The organism is Oerskovia jenensis, from assembly GCF_016907235.1.
Classification (GTDB): Bacteria; Actinomycetota; Actinomycetes; order Actinomycetales; family Cellulomonadaceae; genus Oerskovia; species Oerskovia jenensis.
Window position 1 is genome coordinate 2,417,063 of sequence record NZ_JAFBBO010000001.1, and the last position, 25,092, is coordinate 2,442,154.

Consider the following 25,092-nt stretch of genomic DNA (forward strand, 5'->3'; position numbering starts at 1 on the left):
CCACCATCCAGAGCGGTCGAGAGTCCTGGCTCGTTGACACCGCAGCAACCCCCCAACGGAAGCCTCCCGCGGGTACGGGTGCTACAGCCAGGTTCGATGGAGCGATTCATGACCGAGGCATCCTTCTGCGCAACCCCGCACCGTACCGGGGTCCCGCGCACCACCCGTTCGGCCTTCGTGGCCACCGTCGGCACGCCCCTCCCGGCGGTCGCACGATGAGCATCGTCGACCTGGGGCACTTCGGGCACGAGGCACCGCGACCCACGGTGTCGTTCGAGCTCATGCCCCCGCGCCGCCCCGACGCCGCCCCCAAGTTCTGGGAGACGGCGCGGCGGCTCGTCGCGACGTCCCCGGACTTCGTGTCGGTCACGTACGGCGCGGCCGGCACGGACCGCGAGACCTCGCGCCGCGTCATCAGCCAGCTCCTGCACGGCACGCCCGTGCTGCCCATCGCGCACCTGACCTGCGTGGGCGCCTCGCGCGAGGACGTCGAGGACGTCATCACGGACTTCCTCGACGCCGGTGTGCGCAGCTTCCTCGCCCTGCGCGGGGACCCTCCGCGCGACCAGCCCGACTGGCGCCCCGCCGAGGACGGCGTGCGGTCCAGCACCGAGCTCGTGGCCCTGCTGCGCGAGGTCGAGGCCGCGCGCTGCGCCGCGAGCCCGAGCGTCGCGCTGCGCGGCGCGGCCCGCCCCCTGACCATCGCGGTCGCGACGTTCCCCGACGGGAACCTCGCCGCGGGCACGAGCCGCACCCAGGAGGTGCGCCGCCTCTGGCAGAAGCAGCAGGCCGGAGCGGACTTCGCGATCACGCAGCTCTTCTACGAGGCGTCGTCCTACATCGACTTCGTCGCCGAGGCGCGCGCCGCCGGGGTGACCATCCCGATCCTCGCGGGCCTGCTGCCCATGACGGACCCGGCCCGCCTCGCACGCGTCGAGGAGCTCACTGGCGTCCCGGCACCGCGCCGCGTCGTCGAGGCCCTCGAGGCCGAGCAGGACCCGGACGCACGCCACAGGCTGGGTATCCGGCACTCGGTCGAGCTCGCGCGCCAGGTCCTCGCGGCCGGCGCGCCCGGCCTCCACATCTACACGTTCAACAAGCACCAAGCCGCTCTAGACCTGCTCGAGGGAGTCAACCTCGGCGGTGGGGTAGCGGGGGACGCGAGCAGCGTCTCGTCCCGCACCCCCGACCTGGCCAGCGGGCCGTGGGTCTCCGGCACTCCCCTTCCCTCCGCCGAGCCCGCCCTGGGCGGGCCCTCGGTCTGACCAGTTCAGAGGTAATCACCATGAGTGCACCCACGTTCCCCTCCGGTTCCGTCCTCGGCTACCCCCGCATCGGCCCGCGCCGCGAGCTCAAGAAGGCCGTCGAGTCCTTCTGGGCCGGGCGCTCCACGGCCGACGAGCTCGAGGCCACGGCCTCGGCGCTGCGCGTCGCGGCCGCCCAGCGTCTCGTCGACCTGGGCCTCGACGCCTCGTCGGGCGCCGTGCCCGGCTCGTTCTCGTACTACGACCAGGTGCTCGACGTCGTCGCTCTCCTCGGGGCGGTCCCGTCGCGCTTCGCGTCGCTCACCGACGAGAAGGGCGCGCTGGACCTCGCGGGCTACTTCACGGTCGCGCGCGGCGCCGGTGAGGACGCCCCGCTCGAGATGACCAAGTGGTTCGACACGAACTACCACTACCTGGTCCCCGAGATCAGCGAGTCCACACCGTTCCGCTTCGCGGACGACCGCATCGTGCGCCAGTTCGTCGAAGCCAAGGACGCGGGCGTCGTGACCCGGCCCGTCGTCGTCGGGCCCGTCACGTTCCTCGCGCTGTCCAAGGCCGCCGACGACAGCGCGTCCGGCTTCAGCCCGCTCTCGCGCCTCGCGGACGTCCTGCCCGTGTACGTCGAGCTGCTGCGCGCCCTGGCCGCAGCCGGTGCACCGTGGGTGCAGCTCGACGAGCCCGCGCTCGTGTCCGACTCGATCGACCTCCCGGCCGCCGAGGTCCACGCCGCGATCACCGAGGCGTACCGGGTCCTCGCGACCGACCTCGCGGTGGGCACCGAACGCCCCGCCCTCCTCGTCGGCGCGCCGTTCGGCGGGCTCCAGGGAGAGCACGACGGCCTCACGCTCCTGGCCGCCACCGACGTCGAGGCGATCTCGCTCGATCTCGTCAAGGGAGCCGTTCCGGCGGGCCCTGTCGCAGGCTTGGAGACCAAGACCGTCGTCGCGGGTGTGATCGACGGCCACAACGTCTGGCGTGCCGACCTCGCGGCGAAGCTCGACCTGGTCGAGGGGCTGTCCGGGCTGGGTGCGGGCGCCGTCGTCGTCGGCACCTCGACCTCGCTCCTGCACGTCCCGCACGACGTCGAGGACGAGGACTGGACGAACGGCTCGATCGACCCCCGCCTGCGTGACTGGCTCGCGTTCGCGGACCAGAAGGTCGGCGAGGTCGCGATCCTCGCCCGGGCGCTGACCGAGGGTCGTGACGCGGTCGCCGACCAGATCGAGGCGTCCCGCGCCGCGGTCGCCTCGCGCGCGGTGGCGAGCGGCGTCGTCGTGCCTGCGGTGCGCGAGCGTGCCGCAGCCCTGACCGAGGGCGACTTCTCGCGCGGCGACTACGCCGAGCGCGCGGCCGCCCAGCAGGCCAAGCTGAACCTCCCGCTGCTGCCGACCACGACCATCGGGTCGTTCCCGCAGACCCCGGAGATCCGCCGCGCCCGCGCGCTCAACGTCAAGGGCGAGCTGTCCGACGCGGACTACACGACCGCGATGCAGGACGAGATCCGCCGCGTCGTCGAGCTCCAGGAGCAGATCGGCCTGGACGTCCTGGTGCACGGCGAGCCCGAGCGCAACGACATGGTCCAGTACTTCGCGGAGAACCTCGACGGGTTCGCCGTCACCGCGAACGGCTGGGTCCAGTCCTACGGCTCGCGCTGCGTGCGCCCGCCGATCCTGTGGGGCGACGTCACGCGCCCGGCACCCATCACGGTCGACTGGTCGACGTTCACGGCCTCGCTCACCGAGAAGCCGGTCAAGGGCATGCTGACAGGTCCGGTCACGATCCTCGCGTGGTCGTTCGTGCGCGACGACCAGCCGCTCGGCGACACGGCCAACCAGGTGGGTCTGGCGCTGCGCGACGAGATCGCGGACCTCGAGGCGGCCGGCATCGGCATCATCCAGGTCGACGAGCCCGCGCTGCGCGAGCTCCTGCCGCTGCGCAAGGCCGACCAGGCCGCGTACCTCGACTGGTCGGTGAGCTCGTTCCGCCTCGCGACCGCGGGCGTCGTGGCCGAGACGCAGATCCACACGCACCTGTGCTACTCGGAGTTCGGCGAGGTCATCGGTGCGATCGACGGGCTCGACGCCGACGTGACGTCGGTCGAGGCCGCGCGCTCGCGCATGGAGATCGTGCCCGAGCTGGCCGAGGCCGGCTACGCGCGCGGCATCGGCCCCGGCGTGTACGACATCCACTCGCCGCGCGTCCCCTCGACCGAGGAGGTCACCGACCTGCTCGAGCTCGCGGTGAAGTCGATCGACTCGCGCCTCGTGTGGGTCAACCCCGACTGCGGCCTCAAGACGCGCCGCTACGAGGAGACCGTGGCGTCGCTCGAGAACCTCGTCGCCGCGACGAACACGGTGCGCGCCCAGCTCGGCTGATTCGCGAGACGCCCCGGGGGCGGTGGGCTCGGTCCCGCCGCCCCCCGAGGGGCAGTTCTCCCCGTTCCACCCCTGTCGCCTTTACCAGTAGCATCGGCGCGCACGCCATCGCTCCACCGTGGGGCGAGAACTCTGTCCCGATGGGGGAACCATGCACGCCACCACGCCGACCACGACCGACCTGCCGCTCTGGGTGGAGGGGCGCAAGAAGATGCGGCTGACCGCCATCGCCTCCCCCTTCCTGGCCGCCGTGCTGCTCACGATCATCGCCTTCGCACGCTTCGGCGACGAGGAGAACTTCGTGCTGTACCTGGTCATCGCGCTGGTCGCGGTGCTCGCGATCATCGCCCCGTTCCTCGTCTACTGGGTGCGCGAGGCGAAGCCCGTCACGGTCGACCTCGCGGCCCGCACCGTGCGCATCGGCGACGGGCCCGCCCGCCCGTTCTCCGACGTCACCTACGCGTACACGCGGATCGAGCAGGGTACCCTCACGCTGCGCTTCGGGTTCTCCGAGACCGAGCGCACCGCGATCCTGCGCGACCTCACCCAGGTCGTGAGCTTCCGCCTGCCCGAGGCCGACGCGCGCGCCCTCATGGAAGTCTTCGCCGACTCGAACCTGCCCGAGGAGAGCGTGGCCACCAAGGGCTTCATGGCCCAGAAGATCCACCTGGGGAAGGCCGACGCGATCGAGGTCGTCGCCACGCTCGCACAGCTCCCCCGCATCGCCTGAGACCTGCGCCGGTCGTCCGCGAGCGCGAGAGGGGCCCCGCACCAACGGTGCGGGGCCCCTCTCGACGTCGGACCACGGTGCGGCCGGTGGGCGTCAGCGGTCCCGGCCGGCCATCGGCACGAAGCAGCCAAGGGTGACCATCAGGAGGCCCGCGGAGAAGATCAGCGCGTGGTTCGACTCGACCGTGAAGGCCCACCCGAAGGCGACCATCCCACCCACGAACAGGATGAACGCCACGAGGAAGCGGGCGACGGCCCCGGCTCGCTCGGTGGCCTCGTTGCGCTGCGTCGTCTGGCTGCTCATGCTCTTCGCTCCGTACTGGTCGTGTCGTTCGGTGGGGTCTCACGGGGTTCCCCCGCGCGAGCGAGGGTCGTCCGCCCGACGACGGCACGCACGCGAGGCGTCAGGCCGTCAGTCCAGGTAGTGCTCCACCGTACCGGCATCCCGGATCGACGCGGCATCCGGGTCGCTGCCGAACTCGCGGGCGGCGTCCCGCTGGCGCAACAGGTCCCAGCACTGGTCGAGCTCGGTCTCGATCGCGCGCAGGCGCGTGTGCTCCTCCGACGCCGTGATCTCCCCGTCGGCGAGCTCGTCGCGCAGCCTGCGCTCCTCCGCCACCAGGTCGCCGATGTACTGCCGGATGCCTCGGTCCTCTGCCATTCCTCCACGGTACGGCCGGGCAGGTGGGCGCGCGATGCCACCGGCAGGGCCCCCTCGCAAGCGGAGAACGACGAAAAGTGACGTGTCCGACGTTCGGCACCTTTCGGCGTGCGAGCCGCCGGAGCCGGTGTCAAGGTAGTGACTCACCGGCCAATAAGGCACATACGGGACAAAAGGAGAATGACATGGGTTTCCTCGCATTCATCGTTCTGGGACTGCTCGCCGGACTCATCGCTCGCGCCATCCTCCCGGGCAAGCAGACCGGGTCGATCCTGATGACGATCCTCCTCGGGATCCTCGGCGCACTGCTCGGCGGCTGGCTCGGGAGCGTCCTGTTCTCGGCTCCGCTCGAGGAGTTCTTCTCGATCCAGACGTGGCTCCTCGCGATCGTGGGCTCCGTCATCGTGCTGGGCATCTACGGTGCGATCCGTGGCCGCAACGGTCGCACCGCCTGAGCGCACAGCTCACCCAGGCCGTCACCGCGCGTCCGTCGCGCCCCGTCCGGCCGCGGTGACCACCGAGAGGCCCGCCTCCTCGTCACGAGGAGGCGGGCCTCTCGTCGTGCCGGGCGGCTGTGCCGGGCAGCTCGTCGCACCGCACGGTCGGATCAGGGCCTGATGTGCGAGGGACGTGGTGCGGTCTCGTCCAGCCAGATCGTCCCAGGCGATGCTGACCGGGGACTACTGATCGACGGGGTCGCCGAGCTGGGGGCCTGACTCGAAGTACAGGACTGTGGCCTTGCTGCTGCCGAGCTCGATGCTTCGACCGGTGTCGTCGTGCCAGACGACGACCGCGTGCTTGTCAGTACCCAGGATCTGGGTGTCGGTGGAGTAGCCGTGGTCCTGCAGGGTCGCCTCCGTGGCCTGCAGGGCTGCGGTCCACCGGTCGGGGTCCGCGATCAGCGGTTCCTGAACCACCCAGTTCGCCGACGTGTACCGCGCGAGCCGGAAGCCGTCGACCTTCTCCCCGGTCTCGGTGAAGTGCGACGCGTCCATCTCGTCCCACGTGACCGGGCCGACGGCCTGGTCGATCGCGGTACGCACCTCGGCAAGCAGCTCTTCGCCTTGCTCGGCTACTACCTTCACGTCCTGCATCGAGTCCACCGACCTCTCCGTCGTGCATCCTGTCGCCAGTCCCGCCACCAGCAATCCGGTCACCAGGGCCACTGAACGGCGGAACACCGTGTTCATCGGGTTGCCACCAGGTCCTCTCGTCCGACCGTGATCGCGGCCTGGTTGAACAACGCCGCGACGATCCGCGCGACCGGAGAAGGAACGCCCCTGCTCACGAAGAGCTCCGACATCGGCTCTCACCATCGACGACACACGCTTCCCCCAAGGCTCCCGCACCGCCTGGCACCATCCAGCGGGCACAAGCTACAGGACCGTCCGGCCGTCGAGCTCACCCGCCCGAGCCGACCCACGGCTGGCCGGGGCCGGGGCCTTCCCGATCTGCCCCCGCGACTCAGCCGCGGTCCACCTGGGCGCGCGCCTCGTGGAGGCGGCTGCCCCACCCGTAGACCTCGCCCACCGCGTCGATACCGCTGACGCCGACGACCGTGCCTTCCTGCTCGTGCAGGACCACGAGCCCGTCGGTCGGCACCACCCGCGTGCCGGGGTGTCCCGTGTACCCGACCCCGGTGATCATCCGTCCGTGGATCACCGCCAGGTGCGCGCTGCGGGGCCGGTAGGGACCCGGGTCCTCGCCGAGGTCGAGGTCGTGCAGCACCGTCTGCGCGGCATGCACCCCCTGTGCGGCGCTGTCCTCCCAGTGGTCGATGCGCCACGTCCCGAGGTGGTCGTCATGGTGCACGGTGACACCACCCGCCGCGTAGACGGCCCCGTGACCGGTGGCGCGGAGCCGGTCGTCGACGGCGACCCCGTCGCGCCAGGGAGCGGGCGCGGCGGGGGTGGTGCCGAGCGCGACGACGACGAGGTCGACCTCGAGCACGCTCCCGTCGTCGAGGGTCACGACCGTCGCGTCCGGCGTCGCGAGGACGCGGTGGACGGTGCGGCCGAAGAACGTTGTCAGCAGGGCCTCGTGGTCGGCGGCCACGCGTTCGGCCACCGGCCGACCGAAGCCGGCCACCCCGGGGACCCGGCTGCGGGCGACGAGGCTGACCCGGTGCCCCTGCGCCTGCAACGTCGAGGCGGTCTCGGAGGCGATCAGCCCCCCGCCGTAGATCGCGACGTGTGCCGACTCCCCGCGCGCCGCGAGCGCCCCTCGGATGCGCACGGCGTCGTCGAGCGAGTGCAGGGTGAGCAGGCGGCCGGCGCGCGCGGCCTGCTCCGCTCCCGGGACGTCGAGGTCGAGACCCCGCGGTCGGCTCCCGGTCGCGACGACGAGCGCGTCGTAGGTGATCGAGGCCCCCGAGGCCAGGTCGACCTCCCGCGTCGCGGGGTCGACCCGCTCGACGGTGTCGGCGACGAGCTCCCCGTCCGGTCGGGGCAGTCGGATCATCTCGGGGGCGGCCTGGCCGTAGGCGACGTTCTTGACGAGCATCCGCGAGTACGGGATCTCGTCGGTCCGCCCGACGACGGTCGTCCGGACGTCGCCCCGACCGGCGAGGGCTCGGGCGGCGGCCGTGCCGGCCGATCCTGCCCCGAGGATCACGACGTGGCGTGCGGTCATGGGGTGCGTTCTCCAGGTTCGGTGGTGGGCGCCGCGCCTGCAAGGGCGTGCGGCGAAGCTGCGGGGGTCGGGCATCGGGGACGAGCAGGGTCCGCGGCGCGTGAGGGCGGGCCGCGGACCCCGCGTCCACGTCGTTACGCCATGTTGGCGGCGTACTTCGCCGGGTCCGAGTCGAAGGCCGGCCCGCATCCGCCGCAGCAGAAGTAGTACCGCTCACCCTCGTGGTCCCGGTACAGGCCGACCGCCTCGGCTGCCTTCTTGCTGACGGGGCTGCCGACCATGACCGGGCAGGTGGTCATGTCGTCGCTCGCAGCGCCGAGCAGGTTCTCGGTGCCGTTGCCCGCCGCGGCGGGGTTGGACGCACCGGTGCTGCAACAGCTGGTCGCCTGAGGTTCGTTCGCCATCGTGGGTGGTTCCCTTCGTGCTTCTGTGGGTGGTGGTGTGAGTTCCGGGGGCGTCATGACCTGGCGACGCTCCGGAACCCGCGCAGGCGCAGGCTGTTGCCCACGACGAAGACGCTCGACAGCGCCATCGCAGCCCCTGCGAGCATGGGGTTGAGCATGCCGAGCGCCGCGACGGGGATGGCCGCGACGTTGTAGGCGAAGGCCCAGAACAGGTTGGTCTTGATCGTTCCGAGCGTCTTGCGGGACAGGCGGATCGCGTCGACCGCGCTGCGCAGGTCGCCGCGCACCAGGGTGATGTCGGACGCCTCGATCGCGACGTCCGCACCGGTGCCCATGGCGAGGCCGAGGTCGGCCTGGGCGAGGGCCGGGGCGTCGTTGACGCCGTCGCCGATCATCGCGACGACCTTCCCCTCGGCCTGGAGCCGGGTGACGACGTCGACCTTGTCCTTGGGGAGCACCTCGGCGATGACCTCGTCGATGCCCACCTCCGCGGCGATCTGCCGGGCGACGGCCTCGTTGTCACCGGTGAGGAGCACAGGGGTCAGGCCGATCGCCTTGAGCTGCGCGATCGCCTCGGCGCTCGTCGGCTTGACCGTGTCGGCCACGACGAGGATGCCTCGCGCCCGGCCGTCCCAGCCCACCGCGACGACGGTCTTGCCCTCGCCCTCGGCGCGCGCCTTCGTGGCGGCCAGCGCGGGGCTCAGCTCCTGGGACCACTCGGCGAGCAGCGACTCGCGGCCCACCAGGACGGCGTGCCCGTCGACGACGCCCTGCACGCCCTTGCCCTCGATGTTCGCGAAGTCCTCGGGCGTGAGCAGTGCGCCGACCTCCTGCGTCGCCCCCTTGGCGATCGCCTGCGCGATCGGGTGCTCCGAGGCGTCCTCGAGCGCGCCGGCGAGTCGGAGCAGCTCGGTGCGGTCCGTGCCCGGTTCCACGACCACGTCGACGAGCGTCATCTTGCCGGTCGTGACGGTGCCGGTCTTGTCCAGCACGACGGTGTCGATCTTGCGGGTGGACTCGAGCACCTCCGGGCCCTTGATGAGCACGCCCATCTGCGCGCCGCGGCCGGTGCCGACCAGGAGCGCGGTGGGCGTCGCCAGCCCCAGTGCGCAGGGGCAGGCGATCACGAGGACGGCGACCGCTGCGGTGAAGGCCGCGCTCACCGGGAAACCTGCGCCCAGCCAGCCGCCGAGCGCGGCGGCCGCGATGACGATCACGATCGGCACGAACACGCCCGAGATCCTGTCGGCCAGGCGCTGCACCTCGGCCTTGCCGGTCTGGGCGTCCTCGACGAGCTTGGCCATCTGCGCGAGCTGCGTGTCCGACCCGATGCGGGTCGCACGGATCACGAGCCGGCCGCCCGCGTTCGTCGTGGCGCCGGTGACGGTGTCTCCTGCGGAGACCTCGACCGGCACGGACTCACCCGTGAGCATCGACTCGTCCACCGCGGACGTACCCGTCACGACCACGCCGTCCGTGGCGATCTTCTCGCCCGGGCGGACGATGAACTCGTCACCGACCTGCAGGTCCTCGACGGGGATCTTCGTCTCGACCTCTCCGCGCAGGACCGAGACCTCCTTGGCGCCGAGCTCGAGCAGCGCGCGCAGCGCCGCACCGGCCTGCTTCTTGGAGCGCTTCTCGAAGTACCGGCCGGCAAGGATGAACATCGTGACGCCGGCACCCACCTCGAGGTAGATGTTCGCCGCGCCGTCGGAGGGCGCGAGCGCGAACTCGAACGGGTGCGTCATGCCCGGGGTGCCCGCCGTACCGAGGAACAGCGCGTACAGCGACCACAGGAACGCCGCGGACGTGCCCATCGAGATGAGCGTGTCCATGGTCGCGGTGCCGTGCTTGAGGTTCGCCCACGCCGCCTTGTGGAACGGCCACGCCGCCCACACGATCACGGGAGCGGCCAGCGCGAGCGAGGCCCACTGCCAGTAGGTGAACTGCCACGCCGGGACCATGGCCATCGCGATGACCGGCACGGTCAGCACGATCGCGCCGACGAGCCGGTTGCGCAGCGACGTCAGCTCGGGGTCCTGCCCCTCTCCCCCGCCGGCCGAGGCACCGTCCTTCTTCGCTCCCTTGGGTGCTGGTAGCGCAGCGGTGTACCCGGTCTTCTCGACCTCGGCGATCAGCAGCGCCGGGTCGTACCCGTCCGGGACCGTCACCTTGGCCTTCTCGGTCGCGTAGTTCACGGTCGCGACCACGCCGTCGAGCTTGTTCAGCTTCTTCTCGATCCGCATGGCGCAGGAGGCGCAGGTCATGCCGCCGATCTCCAGCTCGACGCCTGTGATCACGCCCGGAGGCGCTGATGTGCTCATGTGCAGTTCCTTCTCTCGGCTGGTGGGAAAGGGCCCGACCTCTCGGTCAGTGCCCCTCCGGGTGCGATCCGCCCTCGGGGTCCGTGGGGTCGGCGCCGGGAGCGGCGTCGAGCACGAGCTCGGCGGTGTGGACCTGGCCGTCGACCTGGAAGTCCAGGTACAGCAGGTAGCGGCCCGCGGTCGGGGCCTCGGCGGCGAAGGCGATGTCCGGCCCGGCCGTCTGCCCGGCCTCCGGGTCCGCACCCTCGGCGTGGACGTGCAGGTAGGCGAGGTCGCCGTCGCGCAGGGCGACGAGGTGTCCGAACGCTCCCAGGTACGGCTCCAGGGCCGTGACTGGCTCGCCCTCGCGGGTGACCGTGAACGTGAGGCCGCTCGAGGCGCCCGCCGCCAGCTCGCCGTCGACGGTCACGGTGTAGCCGTCGACCTGAGCGGTCCGGGTCGGCTGCTGCTCGACGGGCACGAGGTCCCCGGCCACCTGGACCGTGCGGGTCACCGTGCGGGCGGACTCGTCCGTGCCGGCCGGGGTGAAGTCCGCGAAGACGCGGTAGCTGCCCGCCGCGGCCCACTCCCACGGGATCGACCAGGTCCCCGAGGTCTCGTCCAGCACGGGGTGGACGTGCCGGAACTGGCTGCCGTCCGTCCGGACGACGATCAGGTGCAGGTCCTTCTCGTGCGCGGTCGTGTACTCCGTCACGGGGGTGCCCGCGTGGTCCTGGACCTGGAAGCTCAGCTCCCCGGGATCGCCGACCCCGGCGGGCGCGTCGACGGACGACAACGCGTATCCGTCGACGTCGAGCGCGAGACCCTTCACCCCGCTCGCGGCATCCCCCGCCGCTCCGGCGCCCGCCCCACCGTCCGCTTCTCCGTGCCCGTTCATCGTGCTCCCTTCGGTCCAGCCGGCCACGGTGCTCTCGGGGACGACGGCCCCGGCGACGCCGTACGCGCCCCCGAAGGCCACCACGAGCCCGAGGCCGTAGAGGGTCAGTCGTGCACCTGTCCTCATGCCGAACGCACCGCCGAGTAGCCGGCCTCCTCGACCGCTGCCAGGACCTGCGCGTCGTCGACGGGTCCCGTCACGACGAGCCGTCCCGTCTGCGCGCTGACCTGGATGTCCTCGACCCCGGCGACCTGTCCGACCTCCTCGCGGATCGACAGCTCGCAGTGCCCGCACGTCATGCCCGTCACCTGGTACTCGTTCGTGGCCATGGCGGAGCCTTCCTCTCGTGGGATTCGATACCCCTACCGGGTACCTCTGCCCGAACATATACCCCACTGGGGTATGGCGCAAGCATCGCCGCCCAGCCCGGGGCGAGGGGCGGGTGAACGTGGAGGAGGTCAGGGCCGGGGCGTGCGACGAATACCCCTACGGGGTACTTGCGCCAGGCGTCGCGAGGGGCGCACCAGCAGGTTCGTGCGCCATTGACACACATACCCCCCATGGGTATACCTTTTGCCGACGCCGGGCCTACCGGCCATCCCTCAGAAGGAGACCTTCATGTCTACCCATCCACCACTGTCGCCGGCGAAGCGGTGGCTCGGCCTGGCGCTCATCGCCACGGCGCAGTTCGTCGTCATCATGGACACGTCGATCATCGGCGTCGCCCTCCCGGACATCCAGAGAGATCTCGGCTTCACGCCCGAGTCGTTGTCCTGGGTGTTCAACGCCTACGTGGTCGCCTTCGGCGGCCTGCTCCTGCTGGGTGGACGGCTCGCCGACGCCTTCGGCGCCCGGAAGATCTTCGTGCTCGGCTGGCTCGTCCTGATCGCCGGGTCGATCCTGGCGGGCGCGGCCGGGACCATCGGGCTCGAGATCGCGGGCCGCGCGATCCAGGGTGCCGGTTCCGCGATGATCGCACCGGCCGCACTGACCCTGCTCATGATGCTCTTCGGCGGTACGCGTGACCTGCCGAAGGCGTTCGCCGTCTACGGTGCGGCCGCGCCGGTCGGCGGCAGCGCGGGAGTCTTCCTCGGCGGGGTCCTCACCGAGTACGCGAGCTGGCCCTGGGTCTTCTACGTGACCGTCCCCATCGCGCTCTTCGTGCTCGCCTTCACCGCGTCGACGCTCCCGCGCACCGAGCGCAAGGCCTCGGGATCGATCGACATCACCGGAGCGCTCACCGTGACGGCAGGGCTCGCCGCCGTCGTCTACGCGGTCGTCAACGCCCCGGAGATCGGATGGCTCACGCTTCCCACCCTCGGCGCCCTCGCCGCAGGCATCGTCCTGCTCGTGATCTTCTTCGTCATCCAGGCGCGCAGCCGCAACCCTCTGCTCCGCCTCGGGCTGCTCCGCGCCCCCCAGCTCGGCGCAGCGAACGGCGCCCAGCTCATGCTCGGTGCCGCCTGGGTCTCGATGTGGTTCTTCCTGAACCTGTACCTGCAGCAGGTCCTCGGCGCCAGCGCCTTCGCCGCGGGCGCCGCGCTCCTGCCGATGACCGGGCTCGTCGTGCTCGTCATGCTCGCGCTGGCACCCCGGCTCCAGGAGAGGTTCGGTGCGAAGTCGCTCATCGTGACCGGTCTGCTCCTGCTCGCCGCCGGGCTCGTGTGGCTCTCGTTCGTCCGCCCCGACGGCAGCTACGCCGTCGACGTCCTGCCCGCCTCGCTCCTGGCCGCCCTGGGGATGTCCCTCGCGTTCGTCCCCTCGCTCGGCACGGCCATCAACGCCGCGCCCGCAGCCGAGACGGGCGTCGCGTCGGGGCTCGTGAGCACCAGCTACCAGATCGGGTCCGCTCTCGGGCTCGCGGCCCTCACGGCCATCGTCTACGTCGTCTCCGGGGTCGAGCCCTCGAAGGTCGAGCTCACCCAGGCGTACTCGGCCGCGTTCGTCGGGGCAGGGATCCTCGCCCTGGTCGGAGCGATCGTCACCGCGGTCGCGATGTCGAGGCCGCGCGTGCCCGCCGCTGCGTCGGACGCCTCGATCGGGCGCTGACCGCGCCGAGCCGGTCCCCACCGGTCCGCCCACCACCACCTCGAAGGGAACTCCCATGTCCACACCCCGCCTGCTCCTCGCCTACGACGGATCGCCCAACGCGCAGAGCGCGATGCAGACCGTCGCCGGCCTCTTCCCCGGCGCCACCGCGGTCCTGCTCTACGCCCGCCAGCCCATGGAGGGCTTCGCCGCACACCTCGAGGGCCACCCCGCGCTGCAGGAGCTGCAGGGTCTCGACGCCGCAGCCCTCGACGTGTCGGAACGGATCGCCTCCGACGGTGCACAGCTGGCCCGCGACCTCGGGCTGGTCGCCGAGCCCCACGTCTCCTCGACGATGGCCACGGCCGCCGAGGCCATCGTCGAGGCCGCCGAGGAGCTCGACGTCGACCTGATCGTGCTCGGCTCCCGGGGTCGGCGCGGCCTCAGGGCGACCCTGCTCGGCAGCACCTCGGCCAGCGTCCTGCACCACGCCACGCGCCCGACCCTCGTGATCCCCTCGGACGCGGTCGCGCTGGCCCGCCGCAACAGCCGCGTCTCGACCGACGTCGGCTAGCCGCTCCCGGTGCGACCGGGGGGGACGGACGACGTCCCCCCCCGGTCGCCCCCGGCCGTCGGCCCACCTCTGCCCCGTTCCTCCCGACCTGAAGGAGACTGCTGTGCCTCGACTTTCCCGCCTGACCCCGGAGACTGCCGTGGGCGCCTCGAAGGACCTGCTCGCCGAGCTCGTGGACCGCCACGGCACCGTGGGCGACATGGTCTCGACCATGGCCGTCTCCCCGGCGGTGCTCGGCGGATACCTGCAGCTCAGCCGTGCCATGAGGCGTGCCAAGCTCGACCGCCGGACCAGCGAGCTCGTCTCGATCGCCGTCCAGGCCCAGCAGGGCTGCGGCCTGTGCCTCGCGTCGCACGTCGGGGCGGCTCGCGCCCTCGGAGCCGGTGAGGACGAGATCGCGCTGGCCCACGACGGGTGGTCCGCCGAGCCCGCCCTGGCCGCGATCGTCGAGTTCGGCGTCCAGGTGTACCGGGAACCGACGTCGATCACGGACGAGCAGGTCGAGGCCCTCCGGGGCCACGGCTACAGCGACCGCGAGATCGCCGACGTCGTCGGCGTCGTCGCGCTCAACGTCCTCACCGGTGCGTTCAACCTCGTCGCGGGGCTCACGCCCGGGACCCCGTCGGCGACGCCCACGTCCTGAGTCCTCCGCGCGGGACGTCCCGAGGACCGGGTCCGAGCCCTGGACGTCAGTCCGGTCCGCCGACCCGTCGAGCCTTCCTCGACCGCCCCGGGACGTCCCCCGACCACCCGCCCGCCTGCCGGGTCCGGCCCGCGACGAACGCCACCGTGAGCCCGATGACGAGCGCGGTCGTGTGCCCGACCGCGGTGAAGTTCCGCGCGACGAGCCCCGGCCCCACCCAGTACACGACGACGAACGCGACCCACCACCAGCGCCAGCGGCGGGGGACGAAGACGCTCAGGAAGCCCATGACGGTCGCCATGACGTAGCTGACGCCGACGTCGTCGACCGTGGCGACGCTCGGGTTGACGAATCCGTGGAAGATCCCGGTCGTCAGGACCACGGCCGTGAAGACGGTCGCGCCGACGTGCCCCATGAACCCCACGGCGAGCGACGCGAGCCGCCCGACGAACCGCTGGGCGTAGGCCAGGACCACGAGGAGCTGGAGCACCAGGAGCACCTCGCTCGGCGAGGAGATGACGAACGCGCTCGCGAGCAGCACCGAGATCGGGCGGTCGCGCAGGTTCGCGAGGTTGGTGCTCGTGTCCTCGTAGACCTGGTCCCGCGTGCCCTCGGGCAGGAACCACAGGACGACGGCGACGAGCAGCACCACGGAGCAATAGACGATCGCGAGGTCCGCCCGGCGGACCGTGGCCCACAGGTCGGCCAGCGCGTGGCGCACGAGGTGGGTGGGGGTCGTGGCTCCCGGCGGGCCGTCCGTCATGCCGTCACGCTACGCCGGGACGCGTCGGCGAGCGCCCGGAGGCACGCCCGGATCCCCGGGGCGTCGACCGCGCGACCGTCCCCCTGCGGTGGGCGCATGAGCGCACGGATCGGCCGGGTCGTAGGGTGTGCGGCGCGGCCCCCACCGACATGTCTCCTTTCCTGAGGAAGTGACGCGATGCTCGACCCGCACACCCCTGTCCCGTTCGTGCTCGGAGCACTGCCTTTCGGCTCCCTGGTGGACCGCGCGTCCTCGTACGCGGTGCTGGACCGGTTCAGGGAGGCCGGCGGTCGGCACCTGGACACGGCGAACAACTACGTCCAGTGGGAGCAGGGGGCCACGGGCGACGAGAGCGAGGCGTTCCTGGCCGAGTGGTTCCGTGACCGGCCCGGGGCTCGCGACGAGATGGTGGTCGCCACCAAGCTCGGTGCCCGCAGCGATCCTGCACGACGCGGCGGGTTCCCCGCTGACATGGAAGGGCTGTCGCGCCCGGCGATCAGGGCTGCGATCGAGGGCAGCCTGCGCAGGCTCGGCGCGGAGCGGGTCGACCTCCTGTACGCGCACGTGATGGATCCCGAGACCCCTCTCGACGAGACCGTCGCCGCCCTGGCCGAGCTGGTGGACGACGGCCTGGTCGGTGCACTGGGCTGCAGCAACCACGACCTGGAGACGCTGAGCGCGGCGCACCGGATCGCCGACGACCTCGAGGTGCCGGGCTACTCGGCGGTGCAGCAGCGCTTCACCTACCTGCGGCCGGTGGCAGGCACGGACTTCGGGGTGCAGCAGGTCGCCGGCCCCGAGATGTTGGGCTATCTCGCCGACCGGTCGGGCTGCACCGCACTGGGGTACTCGCCCCTGCTGTCCGGAGCCTATGCCCGACGGGAACGCGTGCCGGCCGCCTATCGGAGTGCCGACTCCGAGGCGCGGCTGCGCGCGGTGGACCAGGTGGCGGCCGAGCTCGGGGTGTCGGCGGTGCAGGTGGTGCTGGCCTGGATGGTCGGGCGGGACCAGCCGGTGGTCCCCGTGCTGGGGGTCAGCAGGGTCGAGCAGCTCGAGGAGTGCCTGGCCGCGGCGGCGCTCCGGCTGGACGCGGAGCAGCTGACCATGCTCGACCGTGCAGGCGTGGTCCTCGCGGACGCCTAGCCGGGCGGCCGTGGACAGCCGGTGACGACGCTCGACAGGGCGCGGCCACCGGCGTCCACCCCCCTTCTCCTCACCTCCGGTCGCGGTTCCTCGGCGCGTCCCGACGCCGGACTGGACTTCCTGTGGGTCTTGGCTATGGTGGCCGGTTCACCTGCAGGCTGGAAGGAGGTGAGCCACATGGCCAAGAACGACAAGAAGCAGCCGTCGCTTTCCCTGAAGGACAAGCGCGCACAGAAGCGCGAGAAGGCAGCCGAGACCACCGCGAAGGTCCGCAAGCGATAGACCGTGCGAGGCGGGCGGGTCGTCGTCACGTGCATGGGCGGCGACCCGCCTCCGCAGCACCTCCCCAGAATTCTCGTGAGCGGAACAGGTGCCCGGGCGTACCATCGACGAAGAGCCGAGCCGCGGGACGAGCCCCGGCCACCGATCTTGGAGCGCATCTTTCATGCAGCGAGGAAGCGGGGCGGCCGTCCTGGCCTGCTCGGGCGCGGGCCGGACGCCCGCCCAGCACGCCTGACGCCCTACGGCGACACCCGCCGGCGAACCCTCGCGGTTCCCCGGGACGATCGGCGTACCTCGGCGGGCCCTCTCGCCGGCGAGTCCTCGAGACCGTCGGCGGACCCCGACCCTGCCGTCCACCGCTCCCGCCCGACCAGTCGGTCCCGGGCACCGCGGGCGAGACGGGCCCCTCCTGCACGAGAGCCGTAGAACCATGAACCCCTTGTCCGAGAAGCAGATCCGCGCGTCCTTCGTGAACGCCTCACGGCGCGAGTCCTCGCAGCTCACCCTCCCGTCCGACCTCGCGGACCTCCGCTGGGACCGCCTCGACTACCTGGGCTGGGTCGACCGCAAGGCGCCGCTGCGCGCCTACGTCGTCCTGCCCGTCGACGACACCCTGGTGGGCCTCGCGCTGCGTGCCCCCGAGGGCACGGCGTCACGCCGCCGCGCGGTGTGCGCGTGGTGCGAGGACGTCATCGCGACCGACGACGTTTCCCTGTACGTCGTGCGCCGGGCCGGTGCAGCCGGTCGCAACGGCGACACGATCGGCACCCTGATCTGCACCGAGTTCGGGTGCTCGAAGAACGTCCGTCGCAAGCCGACGATCGTCGAGGCCGGCCAGGACCCCGCGGGGCTGGTCGAGCGGCGCATCGAGGGACTGCGCGAGCGGTCCGTGAAGTTCGCGCGCGAGGTCCTGCGCGAGGTCTGAGCCACCGGGTCCCGCGGGGGCCGCCGGGTCCGCCGGTCCGCGGGAGCCGCGCAGCGGCGCCGGTTCGTCCGGCGCCGCTACGCTCCTCGTCATGCTGAGCCTCGAGAACGCCACGTACCTGGTGCACGACCTGGACGACGCCATCGCCTTCTTCACCGGCGCGCTCGGATTCACGCTGCGCCAGGACGAGACGTTCGAGAGCGGGTGGCGGCGCGTCGTCGTGAGCCCGGGGGACGACGCCGTCCCGGGCACCGGGCTCGTCCTGGCCCTCGCGGCGTCCGACGACGCCCGCGCCCGCGTGGGCAGGCCGGTGGGCGACGAGGTCGCGTTCTTCCTGCGGACCGACGACTTCGCGGCCCAGCACGCCCGCATGCTCGCGCACGGCGTGCGGTTCCTCGAGGAGCCTCGGCACGAGGCGTACGGGACGGTCGCGGTGTTCCAGGACCTGTACGGCACGCCGTGGGACCTGATCCAGCCGCCGAGCGCCTGACCCACCGCCCGCCGCCGCCCCGCGCCAGGAGGTGGGCACGGCGGTAGCGTCGGACGTGTGACCCCACAGCCCCGTCCTCGCCCGTTCTCGCAGGTCGACGTCTTCACGACGACCCCCTACCGGGGCAACCCGGTCGCGGTCGTGCGCGACGCCGTCGGGCTGGAGGACGCGCAGATGGCCGCCTTCGCCCGCTGGACCAACCTGTCCGAGACGACGTTCCTCCTCCCGCCCTCCCCCGAGGGCGCGGCCGCGGGCGCCGACTACCGACTGCGCATCTTCACGCCAGCGGGCGAGCTGCCGTTCGCCGGGCACCCGACGCTCGGCTCGTGCCACGCGTGGCTCGCCGCGGGCGGCACGCCGCGCGAGCCGGGGGTCGTCGTCCAGGAGTGCGGGATCGGGCTGGTCCCGCTGCGCCGCTCCCCCGCGTCGGACCTGACCGACCGGCCCGACGGCGGAGCCTCCCCGGGCGGCCGGCTCGCCTTCGCGGCTCCCGACCTCCTGGTGGACGAGCCCGTCGACCTCTCGACCCTCGCCGCGATCACGCGCGCGCTCGGGCTCGAGGCCCGCGACGTCGTCGACCACCGGTTCCTCGACAACGGGCCGGGCTGGCGCGTCCTGCTGCTCGGCTCGGCCGAGAAGGTCCTGGCCCTCGACCCCGACTTCACGGGGCTGGGCGACCTGGCGATCGGCGTCGTCGGGCCGTACACCGCGCTCGGGGACGGGCGCTACGACGGCCCCGACGGCGCCGCGGTCGAGGTGCGCGGCTACGCGCTCGACATGGGCATCCCCGAGGACCCCGTGACGGGCAGCCTCAACGCGGTCGTCGCGCAGTGGCTCCAGCCGGACGGCCTGCTGCCCGCCGAGTACGTCGCGAGCCAGGGCACGGCGCTCGGGCGGGCCGGGCGCGTGCACGTGACACGTGCCACCGGGACCGCCGACGAGGGCGAGGGCGGCGACACCGTCTGGGTCGGTGGCGACGCCGTGACCTGCATCGACGGGACCGTGCTGCTCTGACCGGCCCGGGCGCAGGGGTCGGGCCGGGCCGCGGCGCCGGACCGGCTCGTCCCGCCCACAGAAACACGATGAGAAGGCGGCCGACCGCGGCATAGAGTTCGCTGAATGTCAGGAAACCTTGCAGTCGGTCGCGCCCGCTGGTCGTTGATGGCGCTCTTCGCCCTCTTCGGCATCGTGGGCACGAGCTGGATGACGCGACTGCCCTCGATCCGCGAGGCGCTCGGGGTCTCCTCGGCACAGTTGGGTCTGATCCTCATCGTGGGCGCGGTCGGTGCGCTGTTCGCCGTCATGTCCACGGGCGCGGTCGTCGCCCGGTTCGGGAGCCGCCGGACCCTCGCCGCGGCCACGGTCGTCAACCTCGTCGCGCTGCTGCTCGTCGCGTGGGGCACGGCGACCGGGAGCGTCGGCGTCTTCGCGGTCGGCGCGTTCACCAACGGCATCAGCGGCGCCCTGATGAACGTCCCGATCAACCTCAACGGGGCCATGGTCGAGCAGCGCGTCGGCCGCGCGATCCTCCCCCACTTCCACGCGGCCTTCTCGATCGGCGCGGGCGCGGGCGCGCTCGTCGGGGCCGCGTTCTCCTGGGCGCAGATCCACATCGCGGTCCAGCTCGTGGTCATCACGACCCTCGTCGCGATCGCGCGCGTGTTCCTCATCGCACCCGCGACCGTGTTCGCCCCCGAGCGCCAGGCCGCGACCGGTGCGGACGACCGCCTGGCCGTCGCGGCGCCGTCGGCCCGCGGGAGGAGCGACGCGACCGACGAGGTGGCCGCCGAGGTGGCCGACGCTCCGGCCGGCTCCGCGGCGGAACCCGCTGCGGCGCACGGCGTCACGGACGAGGCGACCCCGCGCCCGGCCGGGCGCCGCGGGGCGGGGCTCCGCAACGCCCTGTCCGCGTGGCGCGAGCCACGAACCCTCCTCATCGGCCTGGTCCTCCTCGCCGCGTCCTTGTCCGAGGGGTCCGCCGGCAACTGGCTCTCGATCTCGATGGTCGACGGCTTCGCGGTGCGCGAGGCGGTCGGGGCCATGGCCTACGGCACGTTCGTCGCCGCGATGACGGTCTTCCGGTTCGCCGGGACCGGGCTCATCGACCGGTTCGGCCGCGTCACGATCCTGCGGGCCTCGGGCGTCTCGGCGCTGGTCGGGCTGCTCCTGTTCGGCCTGGCCCCCGGGCTCCCGCTCGCCTGGTTCGGCATCGTGCTGTGGGGCTGCGGAGCCGCGCTCGCCAACCCGATCGCGATCGCCGCGGCCTCGGACGACCCGCTGCGGGCTCCGGGACGCGTGTCGGTCGTGACCTCGTTCATCTCGTTCGGCCAGCTCACCGCGCCGCCCGTCCTGGGGCTGCTCGCCGACGCGATCGGCGGGCGCCACGCCCTGCTCACGATCACGGTGGCCACCGTCCTGAGCATCGTGCTCGCCGGCTGGGTCAAGCCGCTGCCGCAGCCGAGCAGGATCTTGGTGGCCGACCGGGCGTGACGAACGCCCCCGGCGCGAACCCGGTCGACAGGGTGCCCGAAACCGCCGTTTCGCGCCGATCCCCTGCCTGCATTGCTTGGTATCTTGGGGGAGTCATCGGGGGTCGTGAAAGAGGTTTCGCAGCATGATCCGCATCGGCGTCGTCGACGACGAGCCCGCGAGCAGAGACATCGTGCTCGGTCACCTCGACCGGTTCCAGGTCGAGAACGACGTGACGTTCGACGTCCGCACGTTCTCCGACGGCCGAGAGCTCGTCACGGGCTATCGGCCCGACTTCGACATCCTGTTCCTCGACGTCCAGATGAACGACCTCGACGGGCTGGACACCGCCCGGCACATCCGCACGCTCGACTCCCAGGTCGTCATCGTCTTCGTCACGAACATGGCGCAGTACGCGATCCAGGGCTACGAGGTCGACGCGCTGAGCTACCTCCTCAAGCCCGTCCCCTGGTTCGCGTTCTCCCAGGAGCTGCGTCGTAGCATCGACCGCGTCCGGCGCAGCGGTGCGGACACCCTCATGCTCACCGTGAACGGTGCGCTCGCCCGTGTCGACCTCCTCGACGTCGTCTACATCGAGAGCATCAAGCACCGGGTCATCGTGCACGCCGTCGACCGGACGTACGCGTTCACGGGTGCCCTCAAGACGTTCGAGGCGGACCTCGCCGACAAGGGCTTCTTCCGCAGCAACAGCTGCTACCTGGTGAACATGCGCCACGTCACGGCAGTCGACCAGAACACCTGCGTCATGCGCGGCGGCGACGAGCTGCAGGTCAGCCGGCCGCGCAAGCGCGCCTTCCTCGACGCCCTCGCCGACCACGTCGGCGGACGCGTCGCGTGATCCAGGAGGTCCTGGCAGAGACCGCCCGCGAGGTCCTGCCCGACATCCCCCGCGGCTTCACGGCCTTCGCCGAGTGGTCCGCGTGCCTCGTGTACATCCTGCTCCTGCGCAAGCGGTTCACCCCGCCCATCCTGGCCCTGCTGCTCGGCCTGGGGCTCGGACTCCTGTGGGCCGTCCAGTCCTTCGCCGGTGAGCTGCCGATCTCGCTGTGGACGTTCGGCATGGCCCTCGCGGTGGCCGCGGTCTACAGCGTGGTCGTGCTGTGTGCCGACGTGTCGGCACGGGAGGCCGGGTACTTCACCGCCCGGGCCTTCGTGCTCGCCGAGCTCGTCGCGTCCCTCCACTGGCAGCTCTACAGCTACGCGGTCGACCAGGGGTTCACGGGCCTCGGGGTCCAGGCGGGGCTGGTGGTCCTGGTGTACGGCACGGCCTTCACGACGGCCTACGTCATCGAGAGGCGCCACTTCCCGCCCGACCAGCAGCTCGAGGTCGACCGGCGCGGGCTGCTGAGCGCGGCAGCGATCGCCGCCGTCACGTTCCTCATGAGCAACGTGAGCTTCGTGAGCTCGAACACACCGTTCAGCGCGCAGTTCGGTCCCGAGATCTTCTACATCCGCACCCTCGTCGACCTCGCCGGGTACGTCGCTCTCTACGCCCAGCAGGGCCAACGGCTCGAGCTCCAGCGCGCGGTCGAGGTCGAGGCCATGAACCGGATGTTGCGCTCTCAGCACGAGCAGTACCTGCAGTCCAAGCGGAACATCGACATCGTCCATCGCAAGTACCACGACCTCAAGCACTTCGTCACCGCGATCCGGACCGAGAACGACCCGGCGGCCAAGGCGTCCTACCTCGACCAGCTCGAGGAGAGCATCCGGGGGTACGGCGCACAGGTGGAGACGGGCAACCCCGTGCTCGACACGATCCTCACGTCGAAGACCGCGCAGTGCGCGGAGCTCGGGATCACCCTGACGTGCGTGGTCGACGGCGCAGCCCTGTCCTTCATGGACCCCATGGGCCTGAGCGCGCTCTTCGGCAACGCGCTCGACAACGCGATCGAGAGCACGGCGAAGCTCGCGGACTCCGAGAACCGGCTCGTGCGCGTCGCGGTCTACACCCAGGGCGCGCTCGTCCTGGTGCGTTTCGAGAACTACCACCTGGGCGACCTCGACTTCGACGACGGCATCCCCCGGACCACCAAGCGTGACGCGCTCAACCACGGATACGGACTGCGGAACATGCGTCAGGTCGTCGAGGGGTACGGCGGGTCCCTCACGGTGCGCACCGAGTCCGACTGGTTCGTGGTGCGAGCCCTGATCCCGGTGCCCGAGGGGCGCAGGTCGCGACCCCAGGACCACGAGCTGGAAGCCCTGGGCCCGCCCGACTCGTCGGGGTACTGACGCGCGCGCCCGGGTCGCACCACCGGGGACGGCGCACCGTCGGGGCCGCGCACCGCCGGGGGACGCGCGCCCGGGTCGGCTCTAGTTGAAGCCGATGACGCGTTGGGCGGTCTTGTAGGCCAGGACGGACAGGTGGCGTCCTGGTTTGCCGGGGAGGTGGGAGATCTGGTGCAGGGTGGTGCGGCGTAGTCGCCGGTACAGGGCGGGGTCGTGGGCGGCGACGTCGGCCCAGAACTCGTCTCTCTTGCGCAGGGCGTCGTGGGTGCCGGCGCGGACCAGGAGCATCGAGGAGACCAGGGACACGATGTCGAGGTAGTGCAGCATGTAGCGCTTGAGGGCGCGGGGGGTGGCGGGGTTCGCGCGGGCCGCGGACAGGTGTTCCATCATGGTGCGGTTGATGCGTAGCTGTTGGTCCACGCGCGAGATCATCACGGTCTCGTTGACGGACTGGTCGGCGCGGCCGATGTAGTACCGGTAGAGGTCGACGTTCAGGTAGTACAGGCGTCGGACCGCGGGCAGGGGTGCGTAGGCGTAGAGGTTGTCGACGTAGAAGGTGTGCTCGGGCAGGACCAGGTCGACCTCGCGCAGCAGGTCGGTGCGGTAGATCAGGGAGTGCATGAGGATGTACTGGTTCTTGCGCAGGCGCCCGACCTGGTCCCAGCCCAGGACCCGGTCCTGGGGCAGGGCGTTGGTGTAGCGCACGGCCCTCTTGTTGCGCTTGTCGACCTTCTCGTAGACGAAGTTGCTGATCAGCACGTCGATGCCGGTCTCGTGGGTGACGAAGGACTCCAGCAGGTCCAGGACCTTGGCGTAGGCGCCGGCCTCGAGCCAGTCGTCGGAGTCCACGATCTTGATGAACCGCCCGCGCGCGTGGGCCAGGCCCGTGTTGATCGCGGCCCCGTGGCCCCCGTTGGGCTGATGGATCGCGCGCACCACCCCCGGGTGGGCGGCGGCGTACCGGTCAGCGATCTGGGCCGTGTCGTCCCAGGACCCGTCGTCCACGATCAAGATCTCCACCCGCGCACCACCGGGCAGCAACGAGTCGATGCTGCGGTGCATGTACGCCGCGGAGTTGTAGCACGGCACCACGATCGTCAACAGCTTGGACATCAGCGCACTCTTCAGACTTCCTGGCCCGCACGGGCCGACGACGAGGACTCCCCCGCACCCCCGGCCGCCGGCACACCCGCCACCTGAGCAGGGCCGGGCGCCTCGGCCTGCTCGGCCTGGACCTCGGGGTCACGCTTGAAGATGATCTTGAAGATCGGGAAGAACACCCAGAACGATAGAGCACTGTTGATGATCATCGTGACCATGTCGGCCGCGGTCTCACCCGTCTTGCCCCACCCCCACGTGTCGATCAACAGCTCGTAGATCGGCGCCTTGTACACGCCCTGCAACGCCGCCGCCGCGAACGTGATCACCACATAGGCCACCACGTACCAGAACGCCGCCCGCCAGATCGAGGTGTTCGACTTGAACGTCACGTTGCGCTGAGCGAAGAAGTTGATCACCTGCGCGATCAACAACGTGATCTGCACCGCCAAGAAGTACGCCAACCCACCCCCACCCTCAGGCAACGCCCCCGCCGCGTAGTCGAACACGAAGAACGACGACCCATCCGGATTCGACCCCACCGGCAACACCTGAAAGCTCGTGTCCACCAACCCCGTCAACCCGAACGCCGCCTTGAACGCCGGCATCAACGCCAGCTGCAGCACCGTCACACCATTGCTCAACAAGAAGAACAACAAGAACTGCGCCGTCCCCGGACGCCGCTCAGCAAACCCCGACCACGCCTGACCAATCCGACCGAACATCACACACTCACTCTCAGGAAGAAGGGGTACCGCGCAGCGTGGAGGAAAGCCGGGACCGTGGGGAGGAGAACGTCTCGATCGTCATCGGCCTCCTTGCCGTTCGGGTGCTCCGTCGTGCTCCTCGGTGACAGGGTGCACGGACGAGGCGTCGTCCGTGCACCCGATCCGGACACCCGGCCGCAGGTGCGGCGGTCGTCCTCGTGGTGGGGGTCGTGGGTACTGCGGCGCCGCCTCCCCGTCCGGGAGTGGCGTCGTCGGCAGTCAAGCACCCCCGGGGGCCGCCCCCCGCGTGGCGTGCACAACCTGTCGATCAGGACGCATGATCTGTCGCCCCACCGCACCCACGGGCAGGGGCCGCGGCAGGCACGAGGACCCCGCGGGGCCCGCGGACCACCCGCGCAGCAGGGCGCTCAGCAGGGCGCTATATGCTGCA

General features: G+C 71.5%; 26 protein-coding genes and 1 riboswitch. Of the genes, 15 read left to right on the plus strand and 11 right to left on the minus strand.

Annotation, left to right across the window (positions count from 1 at the left end; genetic code table 11):
* Positions 1–103: riboswitch (SAM riboswitch) on the plus strand.
* A 112-nt stretch (positions 104–215) separates the two neighbouring features.
* The 3 genes from JOD49_RS10825 to JOD49_RS10835 all read left to right on the plus strand — a co-directional run bounded on the left by JOD49_RS10825 (position 216) and on the right by JOD49_RS10835 (position 4,370).
* Positions 216–1,265, plus strand: coding sequence for a methylenetetrahydrofolate reductase (locus JOD49_RS10825; protein WP_205307199.1), 1,050 nt, complete (start codon positions 216–218; stop codon positions 1,263–1,265).
* 20 nt (positions 1,266–1,285) lie between these two features.
* Positions 1,286–3,640: a 5-methyltetrahydropteroyltriglutamate--homocysteine S-methyltransferase gene (gene metE, locus JOD49_RS10830; protein WP_205307200.1), complete on the plus strand. Its 2,355-nt coding sequence runs from the start codon at positions 1,286–1,288 to the stop codon at positions 3,638–3,640.
* Between the two features lie 151 nt (positions 3,641–3,791).
* Positions 3,792–4,370: a hypothetical protein gene (locus tag JOD49_RS10835; RefSeq protein WP_205307201.1), complete on the plus strand. Its 579-nt coding sequence runs from the start codon at positions 3,792–3,794 to the stop codon at positions 4,368–4,370.
* A gap of 93 nt (positions 4,371–4,463) precedes the next feature.
* On the opposite strand, the gene JOD49_RS10840 is transcribed toward JOD49_RS10835, so the two are convergent.
* Both JOD49_RS10840 and JOD49_RS10845 read right to left on the minus strand, forming a co-directional pair.
* Positions 4,464–4,673 (minus strand): hypothetical protein, encoded by a 210-nt coding sequence (locus JOD49_RS10840; RefSeq protein WP_205307202.1) that lies wholly within the window; start codon positions 4,671–4,673, stop codon positions 4,464–4,466.
* 108 nt (positions 4,674–4,781) lie between these two features.
* Positions 4,782–5,030, minus strand: coding sequence for a DUF2630 family protein (locus JOD49_RS10845; protein ID WP_191797052.1), 249 nt, complete (start codon positions 5,028–5,030; stop codon positions 4,782–4,784).
* Positions 5,031–5,215: 185 nt separating this feature from the next.
* Here JOD49_RS10845 and JOD49_RS10850 point away from each other — a divergent pair, with 185 nt between their 5' ends.
* The gene (locus JOD49_RS10850; protein WP_138826936.1) at positions 5,216–5,485 is read left to right on the plus strand and encodes a GlsB/YeaQ/YmgE family stress response membrane protein; all 270 of its coding nucleotides are present in this window, start codon (positions 5,216–5,218) and stop codon (positions 5,483–5,485) included.
* Between the two features lie 225 nt (positions 5,486–5,710).
* Here the strand turns inward: JOD49_RS10850 and JOD49_RS10855 are convergent, their stop codons facing one another.
* From JOD49_RS10855 to JOD49_RS10880, 6 genes are all read right to left on the minus strand, one after another.
* Positions 5,711–6,220, minus strand: coding sequence for an LppA family lipoprotein (locus JOD49_RS10855; protein ID WP_205307203.1), 510 nt, complete (start codon positions 6,218–6,220; stop codon positions 5,711–5,713).
* Positions 6,221–6,494: 274 nt separating this feature from the next.
* Positions 6,495–7,661 carry an FAD-dependent oxidoreductase gene (locus JOD49_RS10860; protein WP_205307204.1) on the minus strand — a complete coding sequence of 389 codons (1,167 nt, stop codon included), beginning with the start codon at positions 7,659–7,661 and terminating at the stop codon, positions 6,495–6,497.
* Positions 7,662–7,795: 134 nt separating this feature from the next.
* Complete coding sequence (locus JOD49_RS10865; protein WP_205307205.1) at positions 7,796–8,065, minus strand: YHS domain-containing protein; 270 nt, start codon at positions 8,063–8,065, stop codon at positions 7,796–7,798.
* 53 nt (positions 8,066–8,118) lie between these two features.
* The gene (locus JOD49_RS10870; RefSeq protein WP_205307206.1) at positions 8,119–10,389 is read right to left on the minus strand and encodes a heavy metal translocating P-type ATPase; all 2,271 of its coding nucleotides are present in this window, start codon (positions 10,387–10,389) and stop codon (positions 8,119–8,121) included.
* Positions 10,390–10,435: 46 nt separating this feature from the next.
* A complete protein-coding gene (locus JOD49_RS10875) occupies positions 10,436–11,392 on the minus strand; it encodes a DUF8832 domain-containing protein (RefSeq protein WP_205307207.1) in 957 nt (318 codons plus the stop codon).
* On the minus strand, positions 11,389–11,595 hold the full coding sequence (locus JOD49_RS10880) for a heavy-metal-associated domain-containing protein (protein WP_030153329.1): 207 nt from the start codon (positions 11,593–11,595) through the stop codon (positions 11,389–11,391). Before JOD49_RS10880 ends, JOD49_RS10875 begins: the two co-directional genes overlap by 4 nt.
* A gap of 289 nt (positions 11,596–11,884) precedes the next feature.
* Here JOD49_RS10880 and JOD49_RS10885 point away from each other — a divergent pair, with 289 nt between their 5' ends.
* The 3 genes from JOD49_RS10885 (at position 11,885) to JOD49_RS10895 (ending at position 14,511) form a co-directional block, all read left to right on the plus strand.
* Positions 11,885–13,315 carry an MFS transporter gene (locus JOD49_RS10885; RefSeq protein ID WP_205307208.1) on the plus strand — a complete coding sequence of 477 codons (1,431 nt, stop codon included), beginning with the start codon at positions 11,885–11,887 and terminating at the stop codon, positions 13,313–13,315.
* A gap of 55 nt (positions 13,316–13,370) precedes the next feature.
* Positions 13,371–13,868: a universal stress protein gene (locus JOD49_RS10890; RefSeq protein ID WP_205307209.1), complete on the plus strand. Its 498-nt coding sequence runs from the start codon at positions 13,371–13,373 to the stop codon at positions 13,866–13,868.
* Positions 13,869–13,971: 103 nt separating this feature from the next.
* A complete protein-coding gene (locus tag JOD49_RS10895; RefSeq protein ID WP_307822496.1) occupies positions 13,972–14,511 on the plus strand; it encodes a carboxymuconolactone decarboxylase family protein in 540 nt (179 codons plus the stop codon).
* 46 nt (positions 14,512–14,557) lie between these two features.
* Here the strand turns inward: JOD49_RS10895 and JOD49_RS10900 are convergent, their stop codons facing one another.
* Complete coding sequence (locus tag JOD49_RS10900) at positions 14,558–15,274, minus strand: rhomboid-like protein (RefSeq protein WP_205307210.1); 717 nt, start codon at positions 15,272–15,274, stop codon at positions 14,558–14,560.
* Between the two features lie 177 nt (positions 15,275–15,451).
* Between JOD49_RS10900 and JOD49_RS10905 the strand changes: the two genes are divergently transcribed.
* The 8 genes from JOD49_RS10905 to JOD49_RS20755 all read left to right on the plus strand — a co-directional run bounded on the left by JOD49_RS10905 (position 15,452) and on the right by JOD49_RS20755 (position 22,839).
* The gene (locus JOD49_RS10905; RefSeq protein WP_205307211.1) at positions 15,452–16,417 is read left to right on the plus strand and encodes an aldo/keto reductase; all 966 of its coding nucleotides are present in this window, start codon (positions 15,452–15,454) and stop codon (positions 16,415–16,417) included.
* Between the two features lie 21 nt (positions 16,418–16,438).
* Positions 16,439–16,699, plus strand: a complete 261-nt coding sequence (locus JOD49_RS10910; protein ID WP_205307212.1) for a hypothetical protein — start codon at positions 16,439–16,441, stop codon at positions 16,697–16,699.
* A gap of 430 nt (positions 16,700–17,129) precedes the next feature.
* On the plus strand, positions 17,130–17,624 hold the full coding sequence (locus JOD49_RS10915) for an FBP domain-containing protein (RefSeq protein ID WP_205307213.1): 495 nt from the start codon (positions 17,130–17,132) through the stop codon (positions 17,622–17,624).
* Between the two features lie 91 nt (positions 17,625–17,715).
* Positions 17,716–18,114 (plus strand): VOC family protein, encoded by a 399-nt coding sequence (locus JOD49_RS10920; protein ID WP_205307214.1) that lies wholly within the window; start codon positions 17,716–17,718, stop codon positions 18,112–18,114.
* Positions 18,115–18,171: 57 nt separating this feature from the next.
* Positions 18,172–19,128, plus strand: a complete 957-nt coding sequence (locus JOD49_RS10925; RefSeq protein WP_205307215.1) for a PhzF family phenazine biosynthesis protein — start codon at positions 18,172–18,174, stop codon at positions 19,126–19,128.
* A gap of 105 nt (positions 19,129–19,233) precedes the next feature.
* Positions 19,234–20,604 carry an MFS transporter gene (locus tag JOD49_RS10930; protein ID WP_205307216.1) on the plus strand — a complete coding sequence of 457 codons (1,371 nt, stop codon included), beginning with the start codon at positions 19,234–19,236 and terminating at the stop codon, positions 20,602–20,604.
* Between the two features lie 124 nt (positions 20,605–20,728).
* Entirely contained in the window at positions 20,729–21,442 is a 714-nt protein-coding gene (locus tag JOD49_RS10935; RefSeq protein ID WP_205307217.1) for a LytR/AlgR family response regulator transcription factor, read from the plus strand.
* Positions 21,439–22,839 (plus strand): sensor histidine kinase, encoded by a 1,401-nt coding sequence (locus tag JOD49_RS20755; protein WP_205307218.1) that lies wholly within the window; start codon positions 21,439–21,441, stop codon positions 22,837–22,839. The genes JOD49_RS10935 and JOD49_RS20755 overlap by 4 nt, the downstream gene beginning before the upstream one ends.
* Before the next feature lie 81 nt (positions 22,840–22,920).
* Here JOD49_RS20755 and JOD49_RS10945 read toward each other — a convergent pair whose 3' ends face one another.
* The gene (locus JOD49_RS10945; RefSeq protein WP_205307219.1) at positions 22,921–23,949 is read right to left on the minus strand and encodes a glycosyltransferase family 2 protein; all 1,029 of its coding nucleotides are present in this window, start codon (positions 23,947–23,949) and stop codon (positions 22,921–22,923) included.
* An 11-nt stretch (positions 23,950–23,960) separates the two neighbouring features.
* On the minus strand, positions 23,961–24,659 hold the full coding sequence (locus JOD49_RS10950) for a GtrA domain-containing protein (protein WP_239526305.1): 699 nt from the start codon (positions 24,657–24,659) through the stop codon (positions 23,961–23,963).
* Positions 24,660–25,092 lie beyond the last annotated feature (433 nt).